The organism is Cellulosimicrobium sp. GQ32 (assembly GCF_059758455.1).
In genome coordinates, this window is the sequence record NZ_JCAXEP010000003.1 from 211,555 (window position 1) to 228,079 (window position 16,525).

The 16,525-nt window shown below is 74.5% G+C and carries 14 protein-coding genes; 9 read left to right on the top strand and 5 right to left on the bottom strand.

Annotated elements, in window-relative coordinates:
- Nucleotides 1-5: 5 nt before the first annotated feature.
- The gene (locus tag AC6CH9_RS07090) at nt 6-1,817 is read left to right on the top strand and encodes a chitinase (RefSeq protein WP_498154286.1); all 1,812 of its coding nucleotides are present in this window, start codon (nt 6-8) and stop codon (nt 1,815-1,817) included.
- An 88-nt stretch (nt 1,818-1,905) separates the two neighbouring features.
- Here the strand turns inward: AC6CH9_RS07090 and AC6CH9_RS07095 are convergent, their stop codons facing one another.
- The 3 genes from AC6CH9_RS07095 to AC6CH9_RS07105 all read right to left on the bottom strand — a co-directional run bounded on the left by AC6CH9_RS07095 (nt 1,906) and on the right by AC6CH9_RS07105 (nt 5,344).
- Nucleotides 1,906-3,711: a beta-N-acetylhexosaminidase gene (locus AC6CH9_RS07095; RefSeq protein WP_498154287.1), complete on the bottom strand. Its 1,806-nt coding sequence runs from the start codon at nt 3,709-3,711 to the stop codon at nt 1,906-1,908.
- Between the two features lie 153 nt (nt 3,712-3,864).
- Nucleotides 3,865-4,497 carry a MarC family protein gene (locus tag AC6CH9_RS07100; RefSeq protein ID WP_047234782.1) on the bottom strand — a complete coding sequence of 211 codons (633 nt, stop codon included), beginning with the start codon at nt 4,495-4,497 and terminating at the stop codon, nt 3,865-3,867.
- A gap of 7 nt (nt 4,498-4,504) precedes the next feature.
- Nucleotides 4,505-5,344: a PHP domain-containing protein gene (locus AC6CH9_RS07105; RefSeq protein ID WP_047234783.1), complete on the bottom strand. Its 840-nt coding sequence runs from the start codon at nt 5,342-5,344 to the stop codon at nt 4,505-4,507.
- A 118-nt stretch (nt 5,345-5,462) separates the two neighbouring features.
- Between AC6CH9_RS07105 and AC6CH9_RS07110 the strand changes: the two genes are divergently transcribed.
- Both AC6CH9_RS07110 and AC6CH9_RS07115 read left to right on the top strand, forming a co-directional pair.
- Entirely contained in the window at nt 5,463-6,359 is an 897-nt protein-coding gene (locus AC6CH9_RS07110) for an alpha/beta fold hydrolase (protein WP_498154288.1), read from the top strand.
- Nucleotides 6,356-8,002, top strand: coding sequence for an aminopeptidase P family protein (locus AC6CH9_RS07115; protein ID WP_498154289.1), 1,647 nt, complete (start codon nt 6,356-6,358; stop codon nt 8,000-8,002). The genes AC6CH9_RS07110 and AC6CH9_RS07115 overlap by 4 nt, the downstream gene beginning before the upstream one ends.
- 21 nt (nt 8,003-8,023) lie before the next feature.
- On the opposite strand, the gene AC6CH9_RS07120 is transcribed toward AC6CH9_RS07115, so the two are convergent.
- Nucleotides 8,024-8,791, bottom strand: coding sequence for a YflT domain-containing protein (locus tag AC6CH9_RS07120; protein ID WP_498154290.1), 768 nt, complete (start codon nt 8,789-8,791; stop codon nt 8,024-8,026).
- A gap of 132 nt (nt 8,792-8,923) precedes the next feature.
- On the opposite strand from AC6CH9_RS07120, the gene AC6CH9_RS07125 reads away from it, so the two are divergent.
- On the top strand, nt 8,924-10,267 hold the full coding sequence (locus AC6CH9_RS07125; RefSeq protein ID WP_498154291.1) for a magnesium transporter MgtE N-terminal domain-containing protein: 1,344 nt from the start codon (nt 8,924-8,926) through the stop codon (nt 10,265-10,267).
- Entirely contained in the window at nt 10,260-10,769 is a 510-nt protein-coding gene (locus AC6CH9_RS07130) for a DUF1003 domain-containing protein (protein WP_498154292.1), read from the top strand. The genes AC6CH9_RS07125 and AC6CH9_RS07130 overlap by 8 nt, the downstream gene beginning before the upstream one ends.
- 77 nt (nt 10,770-10,846) lie before the next feature.
- Here the strand turns inward: AC6CH9_RS07130 and AC6CH9_RS07135 are convergent, their stop codons facing one another.
- On the bottom strand, nt 10,847-11,644 hold the full coding sequence (locus tag AC6CH9_RS07135; RefSeq protein ID WP_498154293.1) for a maleylpyruvate isomerase family mycothiol-dependent enzyme: 798 nt from the start codon (nt 11,642-11,644) through the stop codon (nt 10,847-10,849).
- Between the two features lie 109 nt (nt 11,645-11,753).
- Between AC6CH9_RS07135 and AC6CH9_RS07140 the strand changes: the two genes are divergently transcribed.
- The 4 genes from AC6CH9_RS07140 to AC6CH9_RS07155 all read left to right on the top strand — a co-directional run bounded on the left by AC6CH9_RS07140 (nt 11,754) and on the right by AC6CH9_RS07155 (nt 16,436).
- Entirely contained in the window at nt 11,754-12,902 is a 1,149-nt protein-coding gene (locus AC6CH9_RS07140) for an Mrp/NBP35 family ATP-binding protein (RefSeq protein WP_498154294.1), read from the top strand.
- 401 nt (nt 12,903-13,303) lie between these two features.
- Nucleotides 13,304-14,332 (top strand): efflux RND transporter periplasmic adaptor subunit, encoded by a 1,029-nt coding sequence (locus AC6CH9_RS07145; RefSeq protein WP_498154295.1) that lies wholly within the window; start codon nt 13,304-13,306, stop codon nt 14,330-14,332.
- On the top strand, nt 14,332-15,228 hold the full coding sequence (locus tag AC6CH9_RS07150) for an ABC transporter ATP-binding protein (protein WP_498154296.1): 897 nt from the start codon (nt 14,332-14,334) through the stop codon (nt 15,226-15,228). Before AC6CH9_RS07145 ends, AC6CH9_RS07150 begins: the two co-directional genes overlap by 1 nt.
- Complete coding sequence (locus tag AC6CH9_RS07155; RefSeq protein WP_498154297.1) at nt 15,225-16,436, top strand: ABC transporter permease; 1,212 nt, start codon at nt 15,225-15,227, stop codon at nt 16,434-16,436. Before AC6CH9_RS07150 ends, AC6CH9_RS07155 begins: the two co-directional genes overlap by 4 nt.
- Nucleotides 16,437-16,525: the final 89 nt, after the last annotated feature.

Below are 16,525 nucleotides of genomic sequence, written 5' to 3' on the forward strand. Positions count from 1 at the left end.
CCGCCATGGACCCCACCACCCCACGACGCCGACGGCTGCGCAGGCTCCTCGCGCTCGTCGCCTCGGCGACGCTCGTCGGGACGCTGCTCACCGGGACCGCCACCGCCGCGGACACCGAGCTCGCCGTCAACGGCGGGTTCGAGTCGGGGCTGTCCGGCTGGACCTGCTCGGGCTCGACGGGTCAGGCGACCGCGAGCCCGGTCCGCACCGGCAGCGGTGCGCTGCGGGCCGCCCCCGCGGGCGCGGACAACGCGCGCTGCGCGCAGCCCGTGACCGTGCGACCCTCCTCGACGTACACGCTCAGCGCATGGGTCCAGGGTGCGTACGTGTACCTCGGGGCGAGCGGCGCGACCGCGCAGGACGTCTCCACCTGGACGCCCTCGGCCTCGACCTGGCAGCGTCTCAGCCTGACGTTCACCACGTCGGCGACGGCCACCTCGGCGACGATCTACCTGCACGGCTGGTACGGCCAGCCGGCCTACGTCGTCGACGACGTCAGCCTCGTCGGCCCGGGCGGCGGCACGACGCAGCCGCCCGCCACCCCCACCGGACTCACGGCCGGAACCCCCACCGCGAGCAGCGTGCCCCTCACCTGGGGTGCCGTGACCGGAGCCACCGGCTACGCCGTCTACCGCGACGGCACGAAGGTCGCGACCACCACGACCCCGTCCGCGACCGTGACCGGGCTGACCGCCGCCACCGCCTACTCCTTCCAGGTCACCGCCACCAGCAGCGCCGGCGAGTCCGCCCGCTCCACCGCCGTCACGGTCACGACGGCCGACGGCGGCGGCACCGGGGGCGACCTCCCGCCGCACGCGCTCGTGGGCTACCTGCACGCGTCGTTCGCCAACGGCTCGGGCTACACCCGCATGGCGGACGTCCCGGACTCGTGGGACGTCATCAACCTCGCGTTCGGCGAGCCGACGTCCGTCACGTCCGGGGACATCCGGTTCAGCCTGTGCCCGCAGACCGAGTGCCCGAACGTCGAGCCGGTCGCGGAGTTCAAGGCCGCCGTCGCCGCGAAGCGCGCGGAGGGCAAGAAGGTGCTCCTGTCGATCGGCGGGCAGAACGGTCAGGTGCAGCTGACTACGACGGCCGCGCGCGACGCGTTCGTCACGTCGGTGAGCTCGATCATCGACACCTACGGGCTGGACGGGGTCGACATCGACTTCGAGGGTCACTCGCTCTACCTGAACACGGGCGACACGGACTTCCGCAACCCGACCACGCCGGTGATCGTCAACCTCATCTCCGCGCTCAAGACGCTCGCGGCGCGCTACGGCGACGACTTCGTGCTCACCATGGCGCCGGAGACGTTCTTCGTCCAGAACGGCTACCAGTTCTACGGCTCCGGCCCGTGGGGCGGTCAGGACCCGCGGTGCGGCGCGTACCTGCCCGTGATCCATGCGCTGCGCGACGACCTGACGCTCCTGCACGTCCAGGACTACAACTCGGGCCCGATCATGGGGCTCGACGACCAGTACCACACCATGGGCGGCGCGGACTTCCACATCGCCATGACGGACATGCTGCTCACCGGCTTCCCGGTCGCGCGCGACACGACCAAGGCGTTCCCCGCGCTGCGCCCGGACCAGGTCGCGATCGGCCTGCCGGCGAGCACGCACGCGGGCAACGGCCACACCGCGCCCGCCCAGGTCAACCAGGCCCTGGACTGCCTCACGAAGGGCACGGGCTGCGGGTCCTACCAGACCCACGGGCGTTGGCCCGGGCTGCGCGGCCTCATGACGTGGTCGATCAACTGGGACCGCTACAACGGCTGGGAGTTCTCCCGGAACTTCGACGCCTACTGGCCGTGACGACCGGACGCGACGAACCAGCCGCGACGAACCGACCATGACGGACCGGCGTCCGGGGACCGCGGCCCCCGGACGCCGGTCGTCCGCCTCAGTCGTCCCAGCGCACGTCGTGCACGCGGTTCCACCCGATGCCGGCGGCGTCCCAGCGGGGGGCCTGCCGCACGATCCGCGCCTCGAAGTCCTCGTAGTCGCGATCGGCCTGGGCGGTCCACGCCACCTCGGCGAGCGCGGGCAGGCGAGGGAAGGTCATGGAGTCCACGTAGACATCGACGTCGACGAACTCGTCGGTGCTCGTCGGCAGGTGTGTGAGGCTGTCCGGGTAGGAGCGGTCCGACCACAGCGGGGCCTCGACCCCGGCGACGCGTCCCGCGACGTCGACCTTCCGCTCCGGGTCGAGGGTCGACGTGAGCTCGGTCTCGGGGTCCCACGAGTACGCGCGCTCGAGGTCGATCCGTGCGGCCCACTCGAGCCCGTACGGGGTGAGGTCGTCGTACTTCATGTCCAGGTACGTGCGGTCCGCGGGAGACATGACCAGGTCGGCGCCCGCGGCGAGCGCCGCGCGCACCTCCTGGACGTCCGCGGTCTCCCGCTCGGTCCCGATGAGGCCCCGGTTGCGCTCGCCCACGCCCCAGTACTGGATCAGGCTGCCTTCCGGCAGGGTCGTGCCCTGTGCCCACTGGTGCCAGCCCACGACCGTGCGCCCGTGCCCCGCGACGATCTCGTTCGCCGCCGCGGTGTAGTTCTCGTACCAGCCCTCCGCGGGGCTGGGGGCCTCGTCCCCGCCCAGGTGCACGTACGGACCGGGGTTCTGCGCGACCACGGCGGCGAGGACGGTGTCGAGGTACTCCTGGACCGCCGACAAGTTCTCGTCGCTCGAGCAGATCATGGGGTTGTTCACCTCCGGCCCCCAGTACGGCTCCCCGGTCGTCCCGTCGCAGCGCAGCGACCCCAGGACGGACTGCGCGGCGAGCGTGTGCCCCGGCCCGTCGATCTCGGGGACGACGGTCACGTACCGATCGGCCGCGTACGCGACGATCTCCGCGTACTCCTCGGGCGTGTAGAACCACGGACCGCCGGTCCCCGGCGGCCAGCCCTCCTGCGTCCGGCCGCCCACCTCGGTGAGCCCCGGCAGGCCGTCGACCGTGAGCCGCCAGCCCTGGTCGTCGGACAGGTGCAGGTGCAGCACGTTGAGGCGGTAGTCCGCGAGGTGGTCGACGAACCGCTGGACGTCCTCGACCGGGGCGAAGCGCCGCGCGACGTCGAGCATCGCGCCGCGGTACGCGTAGCGCGGCTCGTCCGCGATCTCGACCGCCGGCACCTCCCACGCGACGCCGTCGACGGGCGCGGACGCCTCGACCTCGGGGGGCAGGAGCTGGAGCAGCGTGCGCGTGCCGCGGTACAGGCCCGCGGGCGTCGTGCTGGCGAGCACGACGCCGTCCTCCCCGGTCTCCAGGGTGTACGCCTCGGCCGCGGGGTCGTCGAGCAGGCCGTGGGGGTCCCAGGACCCGCCGCCCGGCTCGAGCCGGAGCACCACGGACGACGCCTCGTCGGCAGGCTCGTCTCCGGTGGCCCGGACGACCGGCTCGACCGGGAGGTCGAGCGCCGTGGGCGTCCGCAGCTCCTCGGCCAGCATCTCACCCACGCGGACCGCGCCCTCCTGCCCGACGACGCTGCCCGCCGCCGCGTCGACGACGACCCGGGTCGCGTCGTCGAGCACGAAGGGCGCGGCGTCCGAGACCTCGACCGACGCCGGGAGGGGGACGAGCCCGAGCTCCTGCGCGGTCGGCGCCCCGCCGGGGGCGGACGTGCAGCCGGAGAGCACCACGACCCCGCTCACCCCGACCACGGTGAGCACGCCGAGCGTGCGGCGCGTCGAGGGCGTGCCAGCGTTCATGAGGACCCCTGCCGAACTCGTCGCGCGGACGGCCGTCGTCCGCACCGCTGCCGACCCTAGCGCTCCCCCGCCGGCCTCCGCGAGGCCTTGCGCAGCGCTCCGGGGCGCCGCGTCAGGAGCCGCGCCCCGGCACGACCCGCGGCGCAGCGGGCGTCAGGCCGCCTGGACGAACTGCGTGACGGCGTCGGCCACGAGCTGGACCGCGATGGCGGCGAGCAGGAGCCCGGCGATGCGCGTGACGAGGATGGTCCCGGAGTCGCCGAGCACGCGGTTGATGACGTTCGCGAAGCGCATGGAGAGCCAGAGGCACACGTGCACCGCGACGACCCCCGCGACGATGGCGACCCACTCCGCGACGCCGCCCCCGCGCTCCCCCGCGCGCTGGACGAAGACCATGGTCGCGACGATGGCACCGGGGCCCGCGAGCAGGGGGGTCCCGAGCGGCACGAGCGCGACGTTGACGCCCTTGTTGCCCGACGGCTGCGGCTCCTCCATCTTGCCCGTGAGGAGCTCCATCGCGACGAGGAGCAGCAGCAGACCGCCAGCGGTCTGGAGCGCGGGCAGCGAGATGTGCATGTAGCTGAGGATCTGCTGGCCGAACGCCGCGAACGCCACGATCACGCCGAAGGCGACGAGGATGGCGGTGCGCGCCGCCTGGTTGCGCTGCTTGGCACCCATCGCGCTCGTCAGGCCCAGGAACACCGGCACCGTGCCGGGCGGGTCCATGATGACGAACAGGGTGACGAAGACCTCCGTGAAGAGCCGGACGTCGAAGAGCTCGTTCATCGTCCGATCATCGGATCACGTCCAACTGTCCCAGCTCCTCGATCTGCTCCAGCACGGTCCGTGCTGTCGTGTTCTCCCCGAGCCGGTTCGGTTTGCCGGCCCCGTGGTAGTCGCTCGACCCGGTGACGAACAGGCCCAGGGTGCGGGCCAGGTCCTCGAGCCGTGCGCGCTGACGCTCGTCGTGGTCGCGGTGGAACACCTCGAGCCCGGCGAGGCCCGCCGCGGTCATCTCCTCGATCACCGCGTCGGACACGACGCGCCCTCGACCGTCCGCGCCCGGGTGGGCGAAGACGGGGACGCCCCCCGCGGCACGGATCCCCCGCACCGCCGCGACGGCGTCGGGCGCGTAGTGGGGCACGTAGTACGGGGTGTCGGTGGCGAGGATCGTCGCGAACGCCGCCGAGCGGTCGGGCGAGAGCCCTGCGGCGACGAGCGCGTCCGCGATGTGCGGCCGCCCGATCGTCGTGCCCTCGACGGTCTGCGCGAGCACATCATCCCACGTGATCGGGTAGTCCTCGGCGATGAGGTCGACCATCCGCCGGGCCCGGCTGGTGCGGGCGTCGCGCGTGCGGTCGAGCTCCGCGAGGAGCGCCGCGTGCGCCGGGTCGTGCAGGTAGGAGAGCAGGTGCACGCTGATGCCGCCCGAGCGGGCGGAGATCTCCGCGCCACGCACGAGGGCGACGCCGTGGCGCAGCGCGGCGTCCGTGGCCTGCGCCCAGCCGGCGGTCGTGTCGTGGTCCGTGAGCGCGACGACGTCGAGCCCGGCCGCGGCCGCGGCCCCGACGACCTCCCCCGGCGCGTCCGTGCCGTCCGACGCGGTCGAGTGGGTGTGGAGGTCGATGCGCACGGGACCCAGGATAGTGACGGGACACCGGGTCGGCGGCACGGGACCCCCACAGGATGTGCACACGGGGCGCGGCCACTCCCCACGGCCGTCCCAGGCTGTGGTGCCACAGTCGGGAGCGATGACCCTCACGACGCACGCCCCCGCCCCCACCGCCCCCCGCACCCCGCCCGGCCGCCGTACCGACGCGTCCGCCGACGGCACGGAGCACCCGCCCGCCGTCGTCTTCGTGCACGGCATGCGCACGTCCGGCGCGATCTGGGACCGCCAGGTCGAGCACGTGAGCGCGCTGGGGCACGACGCCGTCGCCGTGGACCTGCCCGCGCACGGCGCCCGCGCGCACGAGCGCTTCACGCTCGACCGGTCCTTCGAGGTGATCGACGAGGCCGCCGCCTCGTTCGGCCCGGACCGCCGGATCGTCCTGGTCGGGCTCTCGCTCGGCGGCTACACGTCGCTCGCCTGGGCGGCCCGCCGCCCGACCCACCTCGCGGGCGTCGTCGCCGCGGCCTGCACGTCCGACCCCAAGGGCAAGCCCGTCGCGCTCTACCGCGACGTCGCGCGCCTCGTCGTCGCGGGCGGGGGCGCCGTCGGGCGCGGCGCCCGCTGGGCCGCGCGCACGAGCGCGGCCGCGTGGGGCACGATCGTCCGGGGCGGGCGCTCGCTCCCGGGCGGTGCGGCGTCGTCCCACGCGCTCGCCGGCCCGGCCGACGCGGGCGCCCCGACCCCGGCCGCGCCCGGCTGGCACGTCGTCACCGACGCCCTCACCCAGCTCGCGGGCCGCTCGTGGCTGGCCCACGTGCGCGACGTCGACGTGCCGGTCTGGCTCGTCAACGGCGCCCGCGACCACATGCGGCTCGACGAGCAGCGCTACCTCGCCGCGGCCGCGGACGCCGCGCTCGTCGTCGTGCCGCGCGCGGGTCACGACGTCAACAGCGAGGCCCCCGAGGCGTTCAACCGCGTGCTCGGACGCGCGCTCGCGGACTTCGGCCGCGTACGCGGTGCGAGACTGGGGGCATGACCGACGCCACCCCCGTCACGCCCGAGCCCACCTCCGAGACGCCCGACCAGGCCCCCGAGAACGCCGGCGACGGCCAGGACCTGGCCGCGCGCGGGAGCAACCGCTCGCAGCGCCCCGACTCCGACGCGTTCAAGGCCTTCATCACGAGCGGCTGGGCGCCGCGCACGGAGCTCGCCGTCGAGCCCCTCCCGGCGGCCCCGTTCACCGTCGCCCGCCGCGCCGCGTTGTCCGCCCGGTTCCCGGGCGCGCGTCTCGTGGTGCCCGCCGGCCCGCTGAAGACGCGCTCGAACGACACCGACTACCGGTTCCGCCCGCACTCGGCGTTCGCGCACCTCACGGGCTACGGCACGGACCAGGAGCCCGACGCGGTGCTCGTGCTGCACCCCGTGGAGCCGGGCACCGGCGACGGCGGTTCCGACCATCACGCCGTGCTCTACGTGCGCCCGCTCGCCGCGCGCGACACCGAGGAGTTCTACGCGGACTCGCGCTACGGCGAGTTCTGGGTGGGCGCACGCCCGTCGCTCGACGACGTCACGACCGCCACCGGCGTCGAGGCTCGTCACGTGGACGAGCTGCGCGACGCGCTCGCGAAGGACGTCGGCCCGGGCGGGGTGACGCTGCTCGTCGTCGCGGGCGCCGACGAGGCCGTCGAGGCGCTCGTCGAGGCGATCCGCGCCGAGGCCGGGCTGGACGACGCCGAGGCGGCCGGGGCCGCCCAGGACGAGCAGCTCACCGAGGCCGAGTGGCTCGCGCGCGCGCAGGCCGCCTACCGGCGCACGGACGCCGCGCTCGTCGAGGCCGTCTCCGAGCTGCGGCTCGTCAAGGACGCGCACGAGGTCGAGCAGATGCGCGAGGCCGTCGCCGCGACGATCGCGGGCTTCGAGGAGGTCGTGCGGAACCTCCCGCGCGCCGTCGAGCACTGGCGCGGCGAGCGCGTCATCGAGACGACGTTCGACGCGCACGCGCGCCTCGAGGGCAACACGGTCGGCTACGAGACGATCGCCGCGGCGGGCGAGCACGCCACGACGCTGCACTGGATCCGCAACGACGGCGTCGTGCGCACGGGCGAGCTCGTGCTGCTCGACGCGGGCGTCGAGGTCGACTCGCTCTACACCGCGGACGTCACGCGCACGTTGCCCGTGGACGGCGAGTACACCGAGGTCCAGCGGCGCGTGTACCAGGCGGTGCTCGACGCCGCGGACGCCGCGTTCGCCGTCGCCGTGCCGGGCGCGCGCTTCCGCGACGTGCACGCCGCCGCGATGGAGGTCATCGCCGCCCGCCTCGAGGAGTGGGGGCTGCTCCCCGTGAGCGCGGCCGAGTCGCTCTCGCCCGAGGGACAGCAGCACCGCCGCTGGATGGTGCACGGGACGAGCCACCACCTCGGCCTGGACGTGCACGACTGCGCCCAGGCGCGCCGCGAGCTCTACCTCGACGGCATCCTGGAGCCCGGGATGGTCTTCACGATCGAGCCGGGGCTGTACTTCAAGGCGGACGACCTGGCCGTCCCGGAGGAGTACCGAGGCATCGGCGTCCGCATCGAGGACGACGTGCTCGTGACCGCCGACGGCAACGAGAACCTCTCGGCCGCGCTCCCCCGCCGCCCCGAGGACGTCGAGGCCTGGATGGCGCGCCTGCGCGGCTGAGCCTGCGGGCGGCGCCGTCCGTCAGGCGGGGCGTTCGGGCTGGTCGGGCTGCTGCGGTCCGGGTGCGGGCTGGGCGTCGGGCTGCGCGTCGGCAGGCTGGTCCGACGCCGGGCGCATGGCGCCGTAGCGCGGCTCCCCGGTCGGCGTGGTCCAGCGAGGGTCGGGGGTCCGGGCCGGCGGCGCGACCGGGGGCGTGGGCGCGGCGCCCGTCGGCGGCTCGGGTGCCGGCGCGGACGGCGCGGGAGGCGGGGTCGCTCCGGGCGTGCCCCACGTCGGGTTCGCGGGGGCGGCCGGCGCGCGGACCCCGCCCGCGCCCTCCGGCATCCGCGACAGGAGCTGGCGCGCATCGCCCGCACGCTCGGGCGCGCAGAGGATCCCGTACGACGACGCGACGATCTGGCTCTGCGACGTGAAGTCGCGCTTGCCCTGCGTGAGCGCGTACGACAGCACCGAGAAGAGCAGCCCGAACCCGGCGCCGATCCCGATGGCCGTGAGGACGAAGCCCCCCTGCCCGGAGAACATGAAGAGCAGCAGGCCGACGAAGAGGCCGAACCACGCGCCCGACGCCGCGCCGGCGATCGCGACGCGCCCGTAGGTGAGCCGGCCCGTCACGCGCTCGACCATCTTGAGGTCGGTGCCGACGATCGTCACGAGCTCGACCGCGAACTTGTTGTCCGAGAGGAAGTCGACCGCCTTCTGCGCCTCGAGGTAGGTCGCGTACGACGCGATCTCCTCACCACGGGGCGGGGTGGGGACACGGGGGACGGCACCCGGGCGTGACATGCTCATTCGCCCAGTCTGTCCTACTCGTGCTGCCGGCGCGAGGCCCGCGCTCGTGCGCGCCGGCGGCTCGGGGCCGCCCGGGGGCGCCACCCACCGGAGGAACGCGCGGCGACCCGGGCGCGTGCGTAGGCTGGCCGCGTGAGCGCAGCCACCACCGTCTTCGTCGCGCGCCTGGCCGGGACCAGCGTGTTCGACCCCATCGGCGACCAGGTCGGACGGGTGCGGGACGTCGTCGTGCTCATCCGGCCCAAGGGCGCGCCCCGCGCCGTGGGGCTCGTCGTCGAGGTGCCGGGGCGGCGGCGGGTCTTCCTCCCGCTCACGCGTGTGACGAGCATCGACGCCGGGCAGGTGATCTCCACGGGCCTGGTGAACATGCGGCGGTTCGAGCAGCGCGCGATGGAGACGCTCGCGGTGAGCGAGCTGCTGGAGCGCACGGTCGAGCTCGTCGACGGCTCGGGCTCGGCGACGATCGAGGACCTCGCCATCGAGCGGCAGCGCACCGGGGACTGGCTCGTCACCAAGCTGTACGTGCGGCGCCGGTCCCAGCACAAGGGCACGCTCGGGCTGCGTCGGCGGGGCGACGCGATCGTCGTGGACGTCGACGCGGTCACGGGTCTCGCGGGCGGCACCGAGGCCCAGGGCGCCGCGATGCTGCTCGCCGCCTACGACGACCTCAAGCCTGCCGACCTCGCGGACGTCATCCACGACCTGGGCGACACGCGCCGGCTCGAGGTCGCGGGCGCGCTCGACAACGAGCGGCTCGCCGACGTCCTGGAGGAGCTGCCCGAGGACGACCAGGTCGCGATCCTCTCCGGCCTCGACACCGACCGCGCCGCGGACGTCCTCGAGGCCATGCAGCCCGACGACGCGGCGGACCTGCTGCACGAGCTCCCCGAGGCGCAGGCGGCCCAGCTCCTCGAGCTCATGGAGCCGGAGGAGGCGCGCGACGTGCGCCGCCTGCTCGCCTACGCGGAGGACACCGCAGGCGGTCTCATGACCTCCGAGCCGGTCGTGCTCGGCCCGGAGACGACGATCGCCACGGCGCTCGCGCAGATCCGGCGCAAGGACCTCGCCCCCGCGCTCGCGTCGATGGTGTTCGTCGCGCGCCCCCCGCTCGAGACGCCGACAGGCCGGTTCCTCGGCGTCGCGCACTTCCAGCGGCTGCTGCGCGAGCCCCCGCACGCCGCCGTCGGCTCGGTGCTCGACTCCGACGTCGAGGGCGTCGCGCCCGACGCCCCGCTGGGCCGCGTCACGCGCATCCTCGCGACGTACGACCTCCTGTGCGTGCCCGTGCTCGACGCGGAGAAGCGCCTGCTCGGCGCGATCAGCGTCGACGACGTGCTCGACCACATGCTCCCGGACGACTGGCGCGAGACCGACGACGACGTGGACACGGACCAGGCGCGCGCCGCGCTCGCGCCCGGGTCGTTGCCGGCCCGCCCCGCCGGTCGCGGCGGCGCGACGGGGGTGACCCGTGGCTGACCGCCTCGACACGCCGAAGAGCGCGCGGCGCTCCCTCATCCCGCGGGTCAAGGTCGACCAGGACGCGGTCGGCCGCGCGACCGAGGGCATCGCCCGGTTCCTCGGCACGCCCCGGTTCCTCGTCTACCTGACCGTGTTCTGCGCGGTGTGGATCATCTGGAACTCGTGGGGGCCGGAGGGCCTGCGGTTCGACTCCGCGGAGTTCGGGTTCACCGCGCTCACGCTCATGCTCTCGCTCCAGGCGTCGTACGCCGCGCCGCTCATCCTGCTCGCGCAGAACCGCCAGGACGACCGCGACCGCGTCACCGCCGAGCAGGACCGCCAGCGCGCGGAGCGCAACCTCGCCGACACCGAGTACCTCGCGCGCGAGATGGCGGCCCTGCGCATCGCGCTGAGCGAGGTGGCCACGCGCGACTTCGTCCGCTCGGAGATCCGCAACCTGCTGGAGGAGCTGGAGGAGAAGTCGGCCCGCCCGGCCGACGACGAGACCGTCGACCGCTGACACGGGATCGACCCGCCCGTCTCCAGACCGGCCTCCCGAGGGCCGATCTCGGCCGCTCGGGTCGATCTCGAGAGCCGCTACTGCGTCCCCTCGGCCGCCACGCGGCGCAGGCGCTCGGCGAGCGCCGGGTCACCGTCGACTGCCAGGCCGTCGGCCGGGCCCCGGCCCCACAGCCACAGGTCGAGCGCCCACGCGGGACCGGCGACCTGGGTCGTGGTCGAGCCGGGCAGGTCGACGAGCTGTGCGACGTCGAGGTCGTACCGGGTGCCCGACTCCGGGCCCGTCCCCGTGAAGCGCCCGAACGCGAGCTCCCAGCTCCGGGGTCGCTCCCCGAACCCGTCCACGACGACCGACACGGTCGCGCCGTCGGGCGTGAACACGCCCCAGCCGGGGACGCCGTCGACCATGACCGACAGCACCTCGTCGACGCCGTCCGCCGCGACGTCCGGGTCGGCGGGCGTCACGTCCCGTCCGGCCGTGAGCTCCGCGTCCGCGCGGTGGATCAGCGCCTCGTGCGCCTGTCGGCGCAGGACCCAGCCGACGTGCCGGCCCTCCTCGTGCCACGACCAGCAGGGCTCCTCGGGGTCGCGGCCGGTGAGCGCGGCGACGAGGCGGCTCGTCGAGCGCTGGAGCAGCGCGGGCAGCTCGGCGTCCGACGACGGGCGGGCGAGCGGGTCGACGTCGTCGCCGTCGCGGCCCTGCCCGGGCCCCGGCCCGACGACGCGCGCCCAGAAGTCCTGCACCTCCGCGAGGTGGTAGAGCAGGTCGGCCCCCGTCCAGTCGGGGCACGACGGGACGCGCGCGTCCGGGGGCGCGCTCCGCACGGCGTCGCCGAACAGCTCGCTGTCCCGCGCGAGGGAGGCCAGGACGTCCATCCGTGCACGGTAGACCCGTTCGACGCACCACGGCCTGCGATGCGGCTCACGTCCGCCCCGGGACCTAGGGCCCGGCGGACGGTGCCGCATGCACGCCTACGATGGGTCCATGCCCGACCCCGCCGCAGACCAGCTCGAGCACGCCGTCCGGCAGGCCCTCACCGCGGTCCTCGACCCGGAGATCCGCCGTCCCGTCACGGACCTCGGCATGATCCGCTCGGTCGCGGTCGAGCCCGGTGCGCCCGGCGCGGTCGTGACGGTGGGCGTCGACCTCACGGTCGCGACGTGCCCCATGCGCGACACCCTCACGCGCGACGTCGACGCCGCCGTCCGCGCGGTCGACGGCGTCGCGGACGTGCGGGTGGACCTGGGCGTCATGAGCGCGGAGCAGCGCGCAGAGCTGCGCACGATGCTGCGCGGCGGCGTGGGCGAGCCCGAGATCCCGTTCGCGAAGCCGGAGTCGCTGACGAAGGTCTACGCGATCGCGTCGGGCAAGGGCGGGGTGGGCAAGTCGTCCGTCACGGCGAACCTCGCCGTCGCGCTCGCAGCCCAGGGTCTCGAGGTCGGCGTCGTCGACGCGGACATCTACGGGTTCTCCATCCCGCGCATGCTCGGGGTCGACCGGCAGCCCACGCGGGTCGACAACATGCTCCTGCCCCCGATCGCGCACGGCGTGAAGGTCGTCTCGATCGGCATGTTCGTCCCGCCCGGGCAGCCGGTCGTGTGGCGAGGCCCGATGCTGCACCGCGCCCTCCAGCAGTTCCTCGCGGACGTCTTCTGGGGCGACCTCGACGTGCTGCTGCTCGACCTGCCGCCGGGGACGGGCGACATCGCGATCTCCGTGGCGCAGCTCCTCCCTGGCAGCGAGATCGTCGTGGTCACGACGCCGCAGGTCGCGGCCGCCGAGGTCGCGGAGCGCGCGGGGTCGGTCGCCACGCAGACGCAGCAGGGCGTGGTCGGCGTCGTCGAGAACATGTCGTGGCTCGAGCAGCCGGACGGGTCGCGGCTGGAGGTGTTCGGGTCCGGCGGCGGCGAGCGCGTCGCCGCGAACCTGTCGCGCGCCACGGGCACCACCGTCCCGCTCCTCGGCCAGGTCCCGCTCGACGTGTCGCTGCGCGAGGCCGGCGACGGCGGCACCCCGGTGGTGCTCGCCGACCCCGGCTCCCCCGCGGCACTGGCGCTGCACGACGTCGCGCTCGGCCTCGCGCGTCGGCCGCGCGGTCTCGCGGGCCGCTCGCTCGGCGTCACGGTGGTCTGACCGAGCCCGGTGGACCTGGCCCGCGGGCCGTCGGCGCGGAGGCCGCCACCGGGCTCCTGCGGGGCTCCTGGCGACGCCCCTGTCTTTTCCTCGTGCCACGGTATAGTCTCGCCCGCGTCTCGTCAGGGGGACGGCCGTCGGGCCGGTGAGGGGGATCGAGCTGTGGCGTCGTTGCTGCTCCGCCCTGCCCTCGTGCGCCTCGAACGCGCCCGGCCCTCGCGCCGGGGCGCCTCCACCCGTTACCGGACGGTGACTGCTCGGTGGAGAGATCACGGTAGAACTCCTCCCCAGGGATGACGACGCCCGCACGCCCGTCCCCCTAGCCTCGGGGCCGGGCGTCCCGCCCGCCGCGCAGCGCCCGCCCGCTCGCCGTCCGCCACCGTCGTCCCAGGAGCCCGCACGTGGGTATCACCCGCCGGATCGTCTTCCCCGCCCTCCGCATCGTCATCTGGGGGGTCATCGCCACCGCGCTCGCCGTGATCGCCTTCCGCTCCGCTCCCGAGCCGCCCGCCGACCCGGCGGTCCCCTCCGCGGAGCTCGTCGAGCCCCGCGTGGCCGTGACCACGGGCGACGTCACGAACACCGTGACCCTGACCGGGCAGATCGTCGCCGACCCGGCGGCGCCGCAGAAGGTCACGCAGCGCGGCGTCGTCACGGCGGTGCACGCCACGCCGGGCGACGTCGTCGAGGCGGGAGCGCCCCTCCTCGAGGTCACCCTCGAGGAGCCCCGCGAGCCCCTGACCGAGACCGACCCGGAGACTGGCGAGGTCACGGTCACGGAGCGCCGGCCGAAGGTGACGAGGGAGACGGTGGAAGCCACCACCGCGGGCACGATCGCGACGTTCACGGCTCTCCAGGACCAGGAGGTGGCGGTCGGGGAGGACTTCGCGTCGATCTCCCCCGGGACGCTCTCCGTCACGGGCAGCATGGTCGCCGAGCAGCAGTTCCGCCTGCTCCAGATCCCGACCGAGGCGACCGTCACGGTGACCGGCGGGCCGGCCCCGTTCACCTGCACCAACCTGCGCATGGGCACGGCCGCTGCTCCCACCGGGACGCCCGAGGAGGGCGCGCCCGACCCTGCCGGAGCCTCGTCCGCGAGCGTCACGTGCGCGGTGCCGGGTGAGGTCACCGTCTTCGCCGGCCTCGCGGCCGAGCTCGAGATCACCGCAGGCTCGGTCGAGGGCGCCCTCGTCGTCCCCGTGACCGCGGTCCTGGGCCGGGTCGAGCAGGGCAAGGTGTGGGTCGTCGGCGCGGACGGCGAGCCCGAGGAGCGCGCCGTCACGCTCGGCCTCACGGACGGCAGCGTCGTCCAGGTCACCGAGGGGCTCGCCGAGGGCGACGAGGTCCTCGAGTTCGTGCCGGGCCAGGACGTCGTGCCGGTCATGGACGGCATGGTGGGCACGGACGACAGCGGAGAGGCCGGCTACTGATGAGCCTCCTGGAGCTCAACGGGGTCGCTCGCTCGGTTCTCCTCCCGGACGATCGGGAGCTCGAGATCCTGCGCGGCATCGACCTCACGGTCGCCGCCGGAGAGCACGTCTCGATCGTCGGGCGGTCGGGCACCGGCAAGTCCACCCTCCTCAACATCCTCGGCCTCCTCGACACCCCGACGGGCGGGGAGTACCTGCTCGACGGCGTCCCCATCGGCCGGCTCTCCGGCCGCGCCCGGGCGCGGCGCCGCGGCACGGACTTCGGGTTCGTGTTCCAGCAGTTCAACCTCCTCCAGGGCCGCACGGCGCTCGAGAACGTCGTCGCGCCGCTGCTGTACGCGCGCGGACGGCAGTTCTGGCAGCGCCGGACGCTCGCCGCGCAGATGCTGGAACGGGTCGGCCTCGGCGACCGCCTCGATACGCGGCCGGAGAAGCTCTCGGGCGGGGAGCAGCAGCGCGTCGCCATCGCGCGCGCACTCGTGCGCGTGCCCCGCGTGATCCTCGCCGACGAGCCCACGGGCGCGCTCGACGTCGACACCGGCAGCGAGGTCATGGACCTGCTCGACACGATCGCGCGCGAGAACGGGTCGGCGCTCATCGCCATCACGCACGACCTCGCCGTCGCGTCGCGCGCGGCCCGGCAGTTCCGGCTCGCCGACGGCGTGCTGGCACCGATCGCCATCAGCGCGCGCAGCGCGGGGTCGCTCGCCGCGCTCGAGGCGACGAGCGGGGACGGCGCGAGCCCGGGCGCAGGTGGCGTCGGGCCCTACGGTCCGGCGCCGCACGACGACACCGCGCCGCACGGTCTCGAGGCCGGCGACGACCAGGCGGAGCACGTCGCCCGCCCGCTGGTCGCCTCGCAGGGTGCCTCCCCGCGGGCGGGGGACGCCGCATGACCGGGATCGTCGGCGCCGTCCTCGAGGCGTGGGACGAGCTCCGCGTCCACAAGGTGCGCGTCCTGCTCGCGCTCGTCGGCGTCGCCGTCGCGGTCTGCGCGATCACCGCGATCTCCGCGGCCGGCGAGATGCTGCGCCAGGTCTCCGCCGAGCAGAACGACCGGTGGAACGGGCGCGCGGCGACGCTCCAGGTGTCGGCCTGGCCGACGGGCGAGGGCGGGAGCGTCATGCCCGCACCCGAGGAGTACGAGCGCGTGTTCGACGAGGTCGTCGAGCGCTACGCGATCGGCTACTCGTCGATGCTGCGCGACGCGCCCGCTCCCGTCCGCTTCCCCGACGGCACGCGCGAGGTCTACACGACCGGCGTCGAGGCCGACTGGGCCACGATGCACCGCTTCGAGGTGACGTCGGGCCGCTGGTTCACCGACGCCGACGCCGACCGCCTCGCCCCCGCGCTCGTCGTCAACCAGGCGTTCCTCGACGCGCTCGGCGGCGTGAGCGTGGCCGAGCACCCGACCGTGACGATCGGGGGCGACAACCCGGTGGTCGCGACCGTCGTCGGGGCGTTCCCGGACGACTGGCCGCAGGCCGAGCCGCAGGCCTACGTCCTCGTGGACGCCCAGTCGGCCTGGGTCACGCCCGAGTCGCTGGAGATGACCGGCCCTCCACGACTGGAGCTGTGGGTCCCCGACGACCTCGCCGACGGGCTCGTCGAGGCGATCCAGCGCGACGTCGCCGGGGCGCTCAGCGGTACCCAGGCCGACGTCTACCGGTCGGACTCCGCGAGCTACGCCGTCGTCGACGGCGCGATCCGCTGGGTCGTGCTCGGCGTCAGCGTGATCGCGCTCCTGCTCGGCGGGCTCGGGCTCGTCAACATCGCGCTCGTCACCGTGCGGTACCGCATCCGCGAGATCGGGATCCGCAGGAGCTTCGGCGCGAGCTCGGGACGCGTCTTCTTCTCCGTGATGATGGAGAGCGTCGTGGCGACGACCGTCGCGGGCGTGCTGGGCGTGACCGTCGCGGTCGTCGCCCTGCACAACGTCCCGCTCGACGCGCTCATGGGCTCTGCGGTCCAGGACGCCCCCGGCTTCCCGTTCTCCGCCGCGGTGACGGGCATGCTCGCCGCCGTCGGGATCGGAGCCCTCGCCGGCCTCCTCCCGGCGCTCGTCGCCGTCCGGGTCAAGGTCATCGACGCGATCCGCTACTGACCCTGGTGGTCGGTCCGGCACCCGCCGGGCCGGTCACCACCGTCGATGTTCGGTCATGTTCGATCATGTTGGATTTCTCGGCGATGTGG

Coding starts and splice junctions, on each gene's coding strand:
- AC6CH9_RS07100 (WP_047234782.1), bottom strand. CDS start 4,497: ATGAACGAGCTCTTCGACGTCCGGCTCTTCACGGAGGTCTTCGTCACC.
- AC6CH9_RS07150 (WP_498154296.1), top strand. CDS start 14,332: ATGAGCCTCCTGGAGCTCAACGGGGTCGCTCGCTCGGTTCTCCTCCCG.
- AC6CH9_RS07095 (WP_498154287.1), bottom strand. CDS start 3,711: ATGAACGCTGGCACGCCCTCGACGCGCCGCACGCTCGGCGTGCTCACC.
- AC6CH9_RS07140 (WP_498154294.1), top strand. CDS start 11,754: ATGCCCGACCCCGCCGCAGACCAGCTCGAGCACGCCGTCCGGCAGGCC.
- AC6CH9_RS07110 (WP_498154288.1), top strand. CDS start 5,463: ATGACCCTCACGACGCACGCCCCCGCCCCCACCGCCCCCCGCACCCCG.
- AC6CH9_RS07135 (WP_498154293.1), bottom strand. CDS start 11,644: ATGGACGTCCTGGCCTCCCTCGCGCGGGACAGCGAGCTGTTCGGCGAC.
- AC6CH9_RS07120 (WP_498154290.1), bottom strand. CDS start 8,791: ATGAGCATGTCACGCCCGGGTGCCGTCCCCCGTGTCCCCACCCCGCCC.
- AC6CH9_RS07115 (WP_498154289.1), top strand. CDS start 6,356: ATGACCGACGCCACCCCCGTCACGCCCGAGCCCACCTCCGAGACGCCC.
- AC6CH9_RS07155 (WP_498154297.1), top strand. CDS start 15,225: ATGACCGGGATCGTCGGCGCCGTCCTCGAGGCGTGGGACGAGCTCCGC.
- AC6CH9_RS07090 (WP_498154286.1), top strand. CDS start 6: ATGGACCCCACCACCCCACGACGCCGACGGCTGCGCAGGCTCCTCGCG.